At 60.5% G+C, this 14,564-nt stretch carries 10 protein-coding genes; 8 read left to right on the plus strand and 2 right to left on the minus strand.

Annotated elements, in window-relative coordinates; translation table 11 throughout:
• The first annotated feature begins 1 nt into the window (after nt 1).
• The 8 genes from ACFPN5_RS10180 to ACFPN5_RS10215 all read left to right on the plus strand — a co-directional run bounded on the left by ACFPN5_RS10180 (nt 2) and on the right by ACFPN5_RS10215 (nt 11,361).
• The gene (locus tag ACFPN5_RS10180; protein ID WP_379782770.1) at nt 2–1,468 is read left to right on the plus strand and encodes a hypothetical protein; all 1,467 of its coding nucleotides are present in this window, start codon (nt 2–4) and stop codon (nt 1,466–1,468) included.
• 35 nt (nt 1,469–1,503) lie between these two features.
• A complete protein-coding gene (locus ACFPN5_RS10185) occupies nt 1,504–1,932 on the plus strand; it encodes a hypothetical protein (RefSeq protein WP_379782772.1) in 429 nt (142 codons plus the stop codon).
• Nucleotides 1,933–1,955: 23 nt separating this feature from the next.
• A complete protein-coding gene (locus ACFPN5_RS10190) occupies nt 1,956–5,693 on the plus strand; it encodes a tubulin-like doman-containing protein (RefSeq protein ID WP_379782774.1) in 3,738 nt (1,245 codons plus the stop codon).
• Nucleotides 5,694–6,162: 469 nt separating this feature from the next.
• Nucleotides 6,163–7,281: a tetratricopeptide repeat protein gene (locus ACFPN5_RS10195; RefSeq protein ID WP_379782776.1), complete on the plus strand. Its 1,119-nt coding sequence runs from the start codon at nt 6,163–6,165 to the stop codon at nt 7,279–7,281.
• A gap of 12 nt (nt 7,282–7,293) precedes the next feature.
• Entirely contained in the window at nt 7,294–7,995 is a 702-nt protein-coding gene (locus ACFPN5_RS10200) for a hypothetical protein (RefSeq protein ID WP_379782778.1), read from the plus strand.
• Between the two features lie 389 nt (nt 7,996–8,384).
• Nucleotides 8,385–9,164, plus strand: a complete 780-nt coding sequence (locus ACFPN5_RS10205) for a hypothetical protein (RefSeq protein WP_379782779.1) — start codon at nt 8,385–8,387, stop codon at nt 9,162–9,164.
• The gene (locus ACFPN5_RS10210; protein WP_379782781.1) at nt 9,161–10,618 is read left to right on the plus strand and encodes a hypothetical protein; all 1,458 of its coding nucleotides are present in this window, start codon (nt 9,161–9,163) and stop codon (nt 10,616–10,618) included. The genes ACFPN5_RS10205 and ACFPN5_RS10210 overlap by 4 nt, the downstream gene beginning before the upstream one ends.
• The gene (locus tag ACFPN5_RS10215; protein WP_379782783.1) at nt 10,615–11,361 is read left to right on the plus strand and encodes a hypothetical protein; all 747 of its coding nucleotides are present in this window, start codon (nt 10,615–10,617) and stop codon (nt 11,359–11,361) included. Before ACFPN5_RS10210 ends, ACFPN5_RS10215 begins: the two co-directional genes overlap by 4 nt.
• An 852-nt stretch (nt 11,362–12,213) precedes the next feature.
• Here ACFPN5_RS10215 and ACFPN5_RS10220 read toward each other — a convergent pair.
• Nucleotides 12,214–13,623, minus strand: coding sequence for a YfjI family protein (locus tag ACFPN5_RS10220; RefSeq protein ID WP_379782785.1), 1,410 nt, complete (start codon nt 13,621–13,623; stop codon nt 12,214–12,216).
• Nucleotides 13,620–14,555: a DUF7146 domain-containing protein gene (locus tag ACFPN5_RS10225; RefSeq protein WP_379782787.1), complete on the minus strand. Its 936-nt coding sequence runs from the start codon at nt 14,553–14,555 to the stop codon at nt 13,620–13,622. The genes ACFPN5_RS10220 and ACFPN5_RS10225 overlap by 4 nt, the downstream gene beginning before the upstream one ends.
• Nucleotides 14,556–14,564 lie beyond the last annotated feature (9 nt).

Raw genomic sequence — 14,564 nt, forward strand, 5'->3', positions numbered from 1 at the left:
GATGCAAAAGTTATTTTGGCTGGTCGGCCTGACAGTGGCGCTTTGCGCACAAAGCGCTTTCGGCGTGAACCACGCGATTCTCGTGCAGAACTCCGGATGGATGGAGCCGTTCTATACGGACGGCGCGTCGCAACTGAAACCCCTGGTGGCCGCTACTGCGGAAAGAATCGCCACGGGGTCGGACCGCGTTATGGTGCTGTCTTTCAATCAGACGAGCGAAAGAAACGTATCGCCGACGCTGGTATACGACGGCCGGGCAGGCGGCGATCTTGGCGCGTCCATTTCCAAGATCGAAATCGCTTTCAAGCAGCCTGGCAAAGCGATGGCCGATACCGATTTCAACGAGGCCGTGTCGAAGACGATTTCTGGGCCGCTCAAAGGGCAACCGGGCATTCTCTGGATATTCACGAACAACAAGAACAGTCCGAACAACAGCGCGGAAACCGCCAGCAAGAACCGGGAGTTTTACAGTCTTATCCACCGTGAACCGTCGATTAAGCGCAGCCTGGCGTTTCCGTTGACGATGCCGGTCAAGGGCAAGACGTATGCTGCGAACGGACTGATGGTCTATGCGCTGGCATATGGCGACGAGGCTGACCGGGCATTGAAGGCACTGGTGGCCAGCAAACGTTTGCGGGAAGTGTTTACCCAGCAGCCGGCTCAACTGAAGCCACTCGACCGCGAATCGGTTCGTCTCCTGCCCAAATCAGTCATCAATGCGCCTAACACATCGGCGTCGCTCGGCGGTGACGGTCGGACCTTGTTGCTGGATATCGACGCGTCGCATCAGACCAATGCTGTGCAGATCGTCGCCCAGGTCGAGAACATGTTTTACCCATTCGAGATTCAAGCGGCCCAGTTGCGCGCCGACGTCCACGGCACTGGCTGGTCCAACAACCTGGCGCTTAGCCCCCGAACCATCAACTCGCTGGCGCCTGGAGCGGTGTCCGATGTGACGATTTCGCTGCCGGTCCGGGCCGACTTCCCGAACCCGTGGTCGCTCAAGGCGCTCACCGAGTTCGGACGCCAGATTGTCGTTCCCGCCAAAGTCGTGCTGCGGCTTGAAGGTCAGCAGCTGGTCGTAGACCGTGCATTCCAGGAGCGGCTCACCAAAATATTTCCTGGCGACCCATTGCCCGACGTGTTCGTTCCGCCGGCAAGTGCGGCTGTTTCGACGGTCGAGCTGCCGCTTCTCATCCGTGTGAACTACCCGCTGTATCCGCTGCTGGCCGCCATCGGTCTGTTATTTGGCGCGGCCGGCCTGCTAACGTATTTGTTGGTACGGGCACGGAAACCCGTCTCCTACGAATTGCGAGTTAACGGACTTTTGCGACGGATAAGCGTCGGCGCCTTTGCCGAGGTACCGGTTTTTAGTCCAGAGGGAAAACAGATCGCGACGATCACCCGCCGCGGCGGCGCACCGACTGTGGCTCAGGTTGCCAAGGGTCATTCCGTAGAGCTTATCTGACCAGTGTCTATCACTATAAATAAAAGGAAAACAACATGACTGAACCGAAACCGGACACAGGCTTTACACTCCCGGCACCGCAAGTGGCCCCGGCCCCGGCACCAGGTTCCAGCGCAACTGACACGGCGCCCCTCCAGCTTGAAGTGGTGCCCGCGCAAGCGCCTGAGCAAGGACCGCAACCACGCGACTACGCCATCGGTGGGGGGATCCTGTTCGTCCTGCTGCTCGCGTTCTTCTTCGTACGCGGCGCGTATGCAAACAACCTCGCACGCAAACGCGTAGCCCCGGGCCAGGCCAACGCAGCCGGCTGGTATCTCTTCATTTTCTTGGCCAGCCTAGCGACCGGATCAGTGCTCGGCTTTATCAGTCCAGGGAAATTTATGACCCCCCTGGTCTTGGCGCCCATCATGATCGTTGCGCTGGGTTCGCTCGTACTGATGTTCATTAGCGGTCGCCGTGCCTGATCCTAATAAGAAAGAAGCAAGCAATGACTGACGAGACCAATAAGCGTACCGGCACAGCTGAAATCAGCGCGGATCCGCCACGGCGATTGATGCCGGTTCTGTTCATCGGCTTGGGCGGGACCGGGATGGAAGTCATCCTGCGGGTGCGCCGACGCATCCTGCACTCGACATGGGGCAAGGGGGGCAGTGTAAGGGTGAACTCGCTGGAAGAGTTTCCTGTCGCCGAGTTCATGCACTTCGACTTGGACCAGAACGCCTTGCTGGAAGACGGGCGTTCGTCAAACACTGACCCGCTTGCGCCGTTGGTCAAGTTGCCGTCGCAGGATCGCGTGGTGTCCGGCCTGGACTTGCTGAAGTACTTCCGCGGTCCCGACGATCTTCATCGCTATCCGCATATTGCGTCGTGGTGCCCGCTGACGCAGGAGAAGATTCGCGCGCTGCAGATCGATCCTACCAAGGGGGCGGGACAGATCCGTTCGATCTCGCGCCTGTACTTCTACGACAACTATCGCCAGACACGCGATACCATCGCCCAAAAGCTTGAACACCTGAAGGCCAATCGCACCAACCAAGCGCAGCTGAACAAGCTCGGGCTGGAGGTCGACAACGAAAAGGTGCGTATCGTCGTGGTGGGCTCGGTTGCGGGCGGCACCGGATCAGGTTCCTTCCTTGACATGGGCTGGCTGGCCAAGCGCCTAGGCGAAAAGGCTTTTGGCGGCAGCGGCTACGAGGTCCAGCTAATGCTGTTCACGCCGCGCGGTTATGCCAAGGCCAACAAGGATCGCACTGAGGCCAATGGGTATGCAGCGTTGATGGAATTGGAAACCTGCATGCGCCAGTTCCCCAAATTTGTCGATACTTGGTCTCCGGAAGAAGGGCGCCAGACGCTTGATCCGACACCTTACTCCGACATCTACATCGTCGAGTCCGCCAATATGGGCCGGCACGCGCTGGAAGACGTCAAGGACATGTACGAAATGGTAGCCGACGCACTGTTCGAAGATCTTGCGAGCGAGGAATTCGCTAATCGCAAGCGCTCGATCGCCGTCAACCAGCAGCAGCACAAGGCTCTGCCGTATCATCCTCCCCTGCAGGAGACTTACGGGGAGATGAAGCTCAAGTACAACATGGGCTATTCGGCGTTCGGCCAGTCGACCCTCGACACACAGTTGTCGCAACGCCTCGATGATCAGGAAAACCGCTGGGCCGCCGCAATGCTCGAGGCGTTCTTCGGCGTATCCACGACCGACCGCAGTGCGCTCGAAGCGACTGATCGACAGCGCGACGACTTCATGCAACAGCATCTGAAGGTTGATATGGTGACCTTCGACCGCTTTCCCGATTTCGGCGCACGCAAGGAACTACAGGCGCTGTGCGCGCCGTTCCTCGACTCGCGTGCAACCGACGACCTCCTGGCGGACGAGCACGGCAGCATGGAGGAGGGCATCCAGCAGAAGATCAACGCCCTTGTAGAGACGATCAAGGCCGACCGCAGCAACGTCAAGGACTGGCCGCGGCTGCTGCGTGAACGCATTCCGGCGCTGGAACAGGACGTCATTCGCAACCAGGACACTACCGCGGCGACGAGTGAAGACCGGGTGGCGCGCCGCCATCAGCAGATGGTCCTCGAGAAGCAGGGAATCGTCACGCAGAAGCTCTACGACTACCTCGACAACCGGGAGTACGGTGGACTTGAGTTCGTCCTGTCGCTGGTCGAGCTGGTCAAGGTCGCGATCGACCATCCGTCCACCGGTCTCGCGGCCATCCTAGAGGAAAACGGCAAGCGCTATCAGCGTGTGCGCGATGCGCTCAAGACCAACCAGGTCGAAGAGACACTGCGTAATATTTCAGACGCGGCAAAGGGCGGCTTCCTCTCGGGTCCTGACGTCAAGAAGGCGGAAGCCTACTTGGACGACCTCAAAAAGGATCTGGGTGATTACCTGCGCTTCCACGTGCGCTCTGTGGCGGCGGAAAATGCCGCGGAGGTGCTGCGCCGTGTATCAATGTATCTTGGCGGGCGCAACGGTACCGACGCACGCGGCAATGCCCTGTACACCGGGTTGTTGGAAGAGTTCCACCTGGGTCGCCGCGAAGTGCTCGCGGTTGGGGAGGAAATCCGGCGCACCAGCGCCACGATCGCGGACAGTAGCGACAAAAGCCACGCGAACTACATCTATCTGCCGGCTGACATCAGCGAATCGCCATTACCGGACGGGCATGCATTGCGTGCGTGGGCTGAAGATGCGTTTCGCGACTTCGAAGGTTCACGCAAGATTTTCCCGATGTTGCGCACGGCAGAAGGGCGTGCCAAGCTGCTGGTGAAGCTGCGGGCGAAAGCCGCAAACGCGCGCATGTCCCAAAACAACAACGCGGCCGCAGCGACAGAAGATCCACTGCTCAAGAAACTGTTGGCGATGGACGCAAGCCAACGGCAGCGCGTATTTTCGGACTTCCTGCGGGCCGCGATGCCTTGGATCGACGCTAACTTCGCCGACGTTCCGCTCAAGGCCGACCGCTTCAAGTGCCTCCTCGGTGTGATGAATCCGAAGGACTGGGATCCACTTCTCGGCGAATTGCGCTCGATGCTGCCGACCTACACGGGAATCACGGCCGACCAGCTCCAGCTTTGCAAGACCGGCGTGCCGGGACGCGCGATCTGCTATTGCGAGCTGTCGGGCTTCCCGCTGCGCGTACTGCGCGGCCTGGAAAACTGGCGTGCAAGCTACCGTCTTGTTAGCAAGGATTGGCCGCTGCATACGCATATTGATCCGACACAGTTCGTGCAGCCGATGGTTCCCACGTCAGAGGAACTGAAGCAGAACGCCTACGACTTCAGGCTGTTCCTGCTGGCGGTCATGCTGCGCAAGCTGGTGCGCAACCCGCGAAAAACCATTCCGCCTGGCCAATACCAGTTCGACTTCGGCCGGGGTGACTGGCGCGACTTCGGCAATGAGCGGCGCTTCCGTATCCATGGCATCGACGCCGAATACCGGTCGCACATCGAGGGCGCGGTCAACGGTACGATGGACCAGCTCGACGCTGTGCAGCTCGCCGCGTTGGCAGGCTTGGCCCGCTATCTGCAGCGCGAAACCTATGCGCCGTCGCTGAGCAAGGATGACACCGGGGTCGAGAAACCGGTTCCCGGTTTCGCCAATGCGATCGCCGGATCGCTCGCGACCGAACTCGAACAGATGGCACGGCAACGCGGCGTGACTGCCGCCGAGGCGCAGGAAGTCGAGAACAAGCTGTGCGATTGGGGCGAGGGTTGGGCCGACGTGGTGCGTTCCTTTGGGCGTTGGACGGAAACGGTAGGAGATTCGGTCCAAGATGCGTATCCGTGGGAAATCAAGGCGGCGGACGCCGATGGTTCGGACCGCCTGAAGCGACGCGTCAGAAAAGAGTTCTTTGACGCTGGCTGGCTGCGTGCAACCCTCGATGAGGCGGCAGCCCGTTCGCAGCCGATTCAGGTTACGGCCCCGCCGGCACCCCCAGCGCCGCCGCCTCCGCCAGGGGTCGCGCCATTGTCGCTGCCAGCAGTCGAGTATCTGCTGTTCATCGGCGGACAGAACCATGGCCCCTACGCTGTGCCACTGTTAAAGCAATGGATCGCCAGCGGACAGGTGTCGCTAGCCACTGTCGCTTGGCGCCAGGGGATGGCAGGGTGGGAGCCACTCAGCTCCTTGCCGGAATTTGGCATCCACCCTGGCATTCTGGTGCCACCACCACCACCACCACCACCACCGCCGCCAACGGGCATGTAACCTGCTTCACCGCAGCCTCTCGGCCATGTTTGACACCGGAGGTTGCGATGGGCAGGTCTGAATATTTCACGCTTCTTTTCCAGGCATCGCAATGCCGCCTTTAGACAACAACGCAAAACCTCAGCCGACCCACTGTGCGAACGTGCAGTGTGGGCAGCTTCATCACTTTCACGTCGCGTATTGCCCGTTTTGCGGCACTGTGGCGGCCGCGAGCAGTGCCTCAGCGCCTCAGCAGGCACCAACATCGGCGCCCGCCAAGGCGCGGCCGCCTGTGGAGGCTGCGAGCCAGGCTCAGGCAGCAGGTGACACCCTTGGGGCGCAGCAGCCCGCGGCGCAACCCGTGCCGCCCCCTGCAGCTGCCGAACCGGCTCCCATGGCTCCGATGCCTGAAGCAGACAATACGTCCTCGGCGCGTGCGGGCGCCAAGCGACGTTCCAGAGCCGCGCCCAAAACTTCTTTGGCTGACGGCATGACCGAATCTGGACGGATGGTCGGGCCCGAACCCGTTGTTCCTCCATCGACTGGAAAGCCGGCACGGCCGCCCAAGAAGTCGAAGATGGGCATTTGGATTATCTTGCTGCTGGTTGTGTTGTACGTGATGTTCGGCCGCGATAAGACCGATTCGAGTCATACCGACGCGGCGAAGGCGCAGGCGGAAGAAACGCCCGCTGCCGCGCCTGCCGCTCTTGAACCAGCGACGCCAGACCCTGCGTCCGCCGCGCCCGAGGCCGCGGTGACAGAGGCCCCGGCGCCGCAAACGGTGTCCGAGGTGCTGAGCGCCATTCCTGTCGAGGCCGCGCAACCTTCGCTTGCAGCCATGCTTGCCGCGGCGCGCCAGCCGGACCTCGCGCCCCTGCTCCACGCTAGGAAGGGTTTTCTGCAGCTGCAGTTGCCGGCACAGGGCGACAGCGCGGCTGCGCGCGCCGCCAACAAGGAAGGGGTCGAAGCGCTGCAGGTGCAGACATACGGCGACGCGGTCGAGAGCTTCAAGAAGGCGCTCCTCGCGGATCCTCGCGATCAAGAAGCCGCTACCAACCTGGCCTACGCCCTTTATAAGCAGGGCAATTTCACCGACGCCCGGCTCGCTGCCATGGCCGCCCTGGTGCTTGGCCCGGAACAGCCTGTGGCGTGGGGGAACTTGGCCCAGGCACTAGCGGAGCACGGCGAGACCGACAACGCGGCCTCGGCCTTCCTGCTCGCGGTCCGCCTGTCGCCCGACCAGGCCAAGGCACGCGACGCGCTGCGAACGATGGCACAGGCCGGTCCTTCGCTTGCCGTGCGCGATGTCGCAGGCAAAGCCGTAGCCATGATGACCGAGGCCGCGCCTGCCGACCCGGAAGCACGTCCGCCGGCAGCGCGGGTGCCGGTGCCGTCTCCGGCACCTGCGTCACAGATTCGCGACAACAGCGTGGTTAACGGGCTTATGGACGATGCAGAGGCTTGCAGTAGTGCCCGCAAGTACGACTGCGCCATCAGCAATGCGAAAGCGGTGTTGAGGCTGGATCCGCAGCATGCCCGTGCTCGTGCCTTGCAACGCCAAGCGGAAACTGAGCAAAAGAGAGCACTAGACTCAATAACAATCGAATGAAAGAGAAAACACATGAAACAACAACAGAAAACCCGGATTGTTGCATGCGCCCTCATCGTCAGCATCGGTCTCGCCGGCTGTGCAGCACCGCAAGGCGGTAATCAGAGCGGCATGGCGCAGACGGAAACTGCCGAATGCAACCAAGCGGGCGCGGCCATATTGGGCGCCTTGCTCGGAGCCGCTGTATCCAAGGGAGATAATCGGTTACGAGGTGCCGCCGCCGGCGCAGGCCTTGCATCGCTTGCTTGCGCTGCCTTTAACTACAATACCCGTCAAACCAAGAGCGCTAATCAGGTGCAGCAGGAATACCGAACCGCCAACCGCGGGCAGTTGCCTACGCGGAACCGACTCGTGCGCTATGACACGATGATGGATGGCGGTGGACGTCTCCAGGCTGGTACCAAAATGAATGTGCGCTCGGACATCGAAGTGGTTCAGGGCAGTAGCGACCAGCCCCCACGATTGGAAGAGGAGTTCGTGCTGCACCGTCCGGACGGAAGCGAAGTCCGTCAGCGCAAGCCCGCGAACGCCAACGGTGCCGGCGCCGGCGCGTTCAGTACAAATTTCACGATGACCATGCCCCAAGGCGTGCCGCAGGGCGCCTACCCGGTTGACATGACGCTGTTCCTCGATGGCCAGGCTGTTGCGAGGCGCAAGCTGAATGCACAGATCGTGTTTCTCGAAACCGGCACAAAACTGGCCCTGCTCGACTGACAGCCTGCGGCCGGATGGCCTAACCGCGTAGCCTTTGAACGCACTGCTGGCATGGCACTGGCTTTCGGTAACCCGCTATGACGAACTTATGTCGAAGTGCTCGCTGCGCCCGCAATCTCGGCGGCCTGGTAGCTTTTTGTCCTTTTTGCGGCAGCCCGCAGCGAGCTGCGCTGCCGCGGCATCATACCCCGGCCGAATCCACGCCAGCGCATCAGGAGACGCCTGCGCAGCTGCGGCCAGCCGCCTTTTCCCCGACACCGGGGGCACATGTCCCCGTCGACCAGCTCCCTGTGCAAGCCGAGGACGGCGCTGTGCCGGTGTACGGCGTAGGCACGGGCGCGGGCGCACGCCTGCTCGTGGGCTTGAGGCAGGTCGCTCGCAGTTGGGTGTTGTTTGCCGTGCTTGCGGCGGCGGTGGTGCTGCTGGTTTGTATGGCGGCGGGTGTTGGGAGCCCTGCGATGTCCGGCGCCGCGCGCGCCGCCGGATCGTGCGACGCCGTGATCGATGCCGAGCTCGCATTTTTCGTCGATGTGCCCGGGACAGTGGACGAGTCGATGAGCAGCGAGATACTCGCCAGGCTGGGCGAGCAACTGGACGCACCGTTTGCCGGCGTGCGGCGAATCAGCCTGTTCAGCACCCGCCATCGCGGGACCACCCCGCTGATTACCGTCTGCACGCGACCGCCGCTCTTCGCCACGCTGTTCGGGCGGCAGTGGACGGAGTCGGCGCTGCGCTCGCGTCTCGCCGGCGCAGTGCGTGCCGAACTCGGGCAAACCGTGGCGCCGGCCGGGAGCCAGACACTGACGCAAGTTTTGGCGGACGTTTCTGTCAGCACATACAGCCGGAGCGCGAAGAATACGTTGGTAATTTTTTCGGGCCTCCGCGAAAAGTGGCGTGGCTTCGATCCTCGCCGCTGTGGTGGAGTCCAGGCTGCCATCGCAGCTTATCGTATGGCTCGCGCGGGAGGGGTGGAACGCCCTTCCTTTAAAAGCGTAACGATACACTTGAACGTGATCCCAGAGCCGGGCGCTGGACGCGACGTATCACGATGTCGCCGCGCGTTCTGGAACTGGTACTTCGGCGATTTTGAAGGCGAGGGCGAAGGGGTGACATGGGAATACCTGCCCGGCTCGATGTCTGACGCACAACAACTTACGGAAAAAGAATGAACAAAACCGAATTCAACAAGATGGGCAAGCTCATCCTAGCGTCGATTGCCTTGATGGGGTTGGGAACTATGCTTCTCGGCCCGATTTCCTACTTCGCCATGTTGTTTGGCTGCGGGCCGCTAGTCTGGTACCACGTCAAGGTACTGCTGCCTAAAGCGCGGGATGGGTTGACGCAGGCCGAGATCGACAGCGTGTATTACTTTGGATTTCTTATCACTGTTGGAGCTTTGAGTATCAGCGCGGTCATGGTCGGCCTGCACGGCGCGCTCGCAAGCGTGAACGGGGTTGTGATTCACTTCGGTACCGGTCTGATTGCAACAGCATATGCGGTCGTCGCACGCCTGCACCTACAGAGCCGGGGAGTTCGGATGAATGAACAGACCCTGGAAGAAGCGATGGACCGCTACGTGCTGAAGTCTGGCGAGCTGGTCAAAAATATCGACGACGCGACGCAACACCTGGCGGTATTCTCGCGCGACATCGTGAGCCGGACGATCGAGGCCGCCGAGTCGATCCAGCGTTCCGCCAACGAAAAGATGCTCGACACGGCTGCGCAGTTTTCGCGCGATATGTCTGCTACAGTCGAAGAAGCACGCCAAGGCGTACACGATTTTAGGCTGGCTCTGAACAGCACGGCGTTTGCCGCGGAGCGCAAAGAATACGTCGACAGCATGCGCGGCACGGTTGAGGCGTCGCAAAACCTGAATCGCGCAATGGTTGAGCTCGTCGCGAAAACACTGGAAAAGGTAGGTGCCACGAAGCAGAGCACCAGTGCCGCCACGGCGCTCGCCACGAGCCTGAACCAGTTTGCGCTGCAGGTCAAAGAACTCGGCGGACCACAGGGCAGCATGGTGCAATCGACCGTGTCTTTGAAAGACGCTACGGTATCAGTTGTCGAGGCGCATGCCGCAATTGCCGATACGGTCGATTCGCTGCAAGACCTGCTGGAGACGGTGGACAGCAGCGGCACGGCCCTCAAGGCGGTCCGCACCGTCAGCAAGCGTGCAACCGACCAGCTCGATGCCCTTCATGCGTCATCCGAAAAGGTTGGCGAGGTTGCCGTGCATGTTAGCGAACTCGCCAATTCGACGAAGAGCCTTGTCGAGCGTATCAGATCTCTTGACACGGTGGTCGAGGATCTGTCGTTCACGGCGGGCGCGCTTGCATCGAATCTGGAGAAAGCAGAAGTCGCCTCGAGCGGCTTCGATGAGGAGCTGGCCCGGCTACCGAAACATGCCGAAGCGGTCGAGGCATTCGGAGCGCGCATGGAAAAATCGTTTGAATCGGTCGCAAACGAAGTTAAGTCGCGTCTCACCAACTCGACCCGCGTCCTGGATGACGATATGCGGCGCTCCGCTAACTCTGCCAGCATTCTCGCGGATCAGTTAAGCGAGGCGGCGAAGGCGATCAAGGATTTCCGCGTGGAGAGCGAGCTGGCCGAAAGTAAGCCATGAAACGCAATAACGACGTCTACTTCATCACTCTGATCGACCTTCTCGTTCAGATTATCTTTCTTGCGTTATTGCTGTACGTGGTGGGCAAGGCCGGCGAGGACAAGCAGCTCGCGGCCCAGCGCTCCGCGACCGAGAAGGTGGAACGAGCGCTGAAGGCTTCCGGGGTCTCCAACATCACCGAATTGACCGACGAACTGACGAAGCTCGGCCCGATCAAGGAAATGAAAGGAACGGCCGACTTCATCAGCAGGGCCGGTGGCGCAGCTATGGCGGATCGGTTGGTCGGCATCGTTACGCAGGTAGGGGGCGTAGAACGGCTCGAAGGCAAACTCGATGAGGCAGCCAAGGTACAGGCCCTAGTGGATCGGGCTGGAGGCGGCGAAAAAGTCGAGCAGATCATCAAGAAATTTGAGGAAGGAAGCGGCAAGCCCCCGTGTCTCTTCACGATAGATCGTGAGAAAAAATCGGCCAGGGCTGTTGCCACCGTGAGCGCGAACGATGAGTCCATATCGTTTGAAGGATCAAATCCTGAGCTTGAAACCATGCTCGCACTCCTCGGTAGGTCATATTCATCTGTCCAAACTCTGTCGTTTTCCGATTTTAAATCGACATTTTCAGCACTTCCGCAGCTTAAGCCAGAGTGCCGATATACCCTTCGATTAATCGAAAAGACTAATTTGGTCCATGCACGAGATGCCGCAAGATTTGCTTTTTATTTGCATATCAGTAAGGCTCGCGAGTGAGCACTCGTCGCGCAAAAGCAGGCGGGTGACTCTATAGCGCCGAGCGCCTCGGGCATACCTTTCGGCTTGGCGCCAACAGATGAGCGAGCAGGCGAGTGGAAGAACGCCAAATGGATGTCTGCCGACCTTGACGCACACCAAACTGCGTCAATTACTGCGTCAGCGGCCAGTTGTACATCCTCTGGAGGTGCCCGGGGCAAGCTCCTCGCGCTACTGACCTATAGTACGGCATTCGGACATCATCGAAAGCCCGGTGTCGACTCCCGCATCCCGACCTATCCACGCTCGTGTGTCAGCCCAACAGCCCAACTTTATGGCCACCTCAACCAACCGATCTGTGCCAGGATATTGCCTGTACACAGCATTCTTTTAATAAATCGCGATTCTTTAAAGTTTGCCAGCGATCGGGAAGCCCTGTCATTTTTGCAAGTGAACCGATGGCCTGCATGCCCGCATTCCACACACATCAATGCGATGATCTCGTCCCTGGAGAATCTGCGCTAGACGTTTGACCTTGCCGTGGCTGAGCCAGACAATACGGACATGGCGACGGATGAGCCGCTCACGTTCAACTACCTTTGCGATTACAGATGGCAGCAACGTGGTATATGCATGGCCTTCGGATACAACAAGGAACTGGACAGCAGCTCGCTGACTGGGACTCCCGAGCATGTTAGCGCGGCCAAATCTACCTATCCTTTTGAGTGTCGCTAGTTGCACAGGCGACCAGGGTCGGTGACTAATGCTAATGTCGCTAATTCGCTAATCGCCTTCCTCTCGATTAGCGGATTAGCGACATTAGCTGCAACGGATGTCGTGGAAACGTACGCTTAAGAATCTCAAGGTGGAAAATTACAGGCGCACTTCCCATGCTTCACGCCGGGTCTTGCCGTTGTATTCGATCATGCCGTCCGAGACACGACGCACCATATAGTGATCAGCGAGCACCCCCATCAGGGAGCGAAGCATTTGCGTTTTCCTGAGCTTGGCGGGGCCATACTGAGCCAACTCGGGAAGGGTCACGTGGCGCTTACCGCGCAGTACAAGCCAGTTCCATAGCATCAATACCAGGTCCGCCTGTTCATGTTGGGGTTGGACATCGGAAAGACGCAGGGCCTCGCCAAGGTAGAACTCCACCAGGATCGCGGCACGGCGCATCGAGTCCTCACTGACCTCCGTCGCATCGGGACAAGTTACCAACGTCAGCACGGCGGCGATGCGGGCAATGTGTTCCGCTGCCTTGCTGGCCAAAGCGCGAACGGGCAGCAGCTTGCCGACGATTGCCCGCTCAATCTGGTCGTGCTGGCTCACCCATAAGTCAAGGGCTGCATCGACGATGCGCATCGACTGCGGCTGCAGTTCATGGAATTCGTTGATGGGCCAGCAACCGTTCAATAGCTCGAACATCCAACCTTCATAGGCTGCCGCCGCTGAGGACTTATCCGCCCGTTCGGCGCGAAACAGCCGCGTGCCGGCCGTGCTTTCCGGGTACGCGATCAAGCAACGCGAGAACAAACCCTGATCTTTTAGAACTGGGTTACCCAGCCATTCCAATGCCGCGCGGGGCTGGGCCATCAAGTGCAACGCGAGACGGCGATTGTAGAGCTTCGACGCGCCGTCACCCGCGCGGACACGGTCCACCGGCGCGCCGTCCCAGAACGACGAGAGTCCCGCCGCGGTACGCAAGGCCGCGTCGTCGCTCATTCCGTGTCCGCCGAGGAAGCGGCCGCCTTCGGCGCTGAACACGCCCATGCTGGGAAGGCCGCTGTGCAGCAGTTTGCACAAGCCCTCGATTGTCGGGTCCGAAGCCAGGAAGACTGCGTCACGCGGGATCTGGCCTTTCTCGATTTCAGCCTTCGGCAGGCGTTTGAGTTGCTCGATGGCCTCACGTTGCTGGTCGCTCTTAACCTTCTCGAACAATGCGTGGGGATGCAGCGCGAGCCGATCGACGGCGGATTTCCTTTCGCCCGACTCGGCGATGCTAACGAAGAACAGGCTGGTAGGGACACTCGCGCCGTGGGGCAGGGTGACATTGGCATAGGGCTGTACCGCCAGACTGGCCGCCGCCAACAACGAATTGCCGATCAGGGCGTCCGGGGCCTGCATGCAGTGCCGGATCACGTGACCGTAGTCAGCCAGCACCGGCGGGAGCGCGTCCATCGGGAAAGGCTCCGCGCGCGCTAGTTCAGCAACGAGCGGCAACGGATCGTCGGGCCAGCCGTCTACCGGAGGAATCGCGAGGACATTGTTGAGTGATGTCATTCAGCTGCTCCTACGTACACGTCGAGCCAGTCGGTACCTGCGGTCTGGGGCACGAGGACACGTACTTCGAGTCCGGCGGCGACCGCGCGCGAGGCCAAGTGCCCGGCTGCGGCCTGGCCGACACCGTGCTTGTCGTTGTCTGCGAAGATGACGAGGCTTTCCAATCCGACGGGCCAGATGAAGGACTTCATACCGCTGGCGCTCACGCAGCTCCACGTCGGAATCCCAGAACCCAGCCTGCATGCGAGTGCAGTCTCGATTCCTTCGCCTATCCCGAGCGTCAGCCTGTTGTTGATCTCTCGGGGCTGGTCCAGCTTGATCGACGCGCCCGCGAGCGGGGCGCTAGCACGCGTCAACTTCTTCGGCTGGGAGACGGGCGCCTTGTGACCGCCCGCGGTCAAGAACGTACGGTGCAGGGTTACCAGCTCGCCGTGCTGATTGGTCACGGCGCCGAGCATGGCCGGGTAGCGTCCTTTTTCAACGCCGTCTTCGTAGTAGGACAGGAAGGTAGTGCGCAAGGCACTCGGGTAGTCAACCAGTACCAATCCACGCTTCAGCAGGTAAGTGCCCGCATGCGCTTCGACGCGCATCGGGCGAGCGCGGCTCCAGATCGATGCGTTGATCCGTGCACGCTCCCGACGCTCTTGCTCGACGTTAATAGCGGGATTGCCGGACGGCTGGAAACACGAGTGTGCTGCGCGAGACCCGCGTCCCGTATCGGTCCACCAGCCCTCCACGTTCTGGCGCCAGCACCCGAAGCGGACGATGCGGTTATCCGAGCAGATAACCCAGCCGTCGGTATTCGTGCGCTGCCCGCTCGTGGAAAAGCGGGTGATACCGTCGGGATTAATGTGCTCGGGCGCGGCGCCAACCATGTCGTAAATGGCAGCGCGAAGGCTAGGCTCGAGACTGACAAAGAAGGGTTTTCGCATTAACGGTCC

Origin of the sequence: Massilia niabensis, from assembly GCF_042655085.1 — a bacterium.
GTDB classification, from domain to species: Bacteria; Pseudomonadota; Gammaproteobacteria; order Burkholderiales; family Burkholderiaceae_D; genus Telluria; species Telluria niabensis.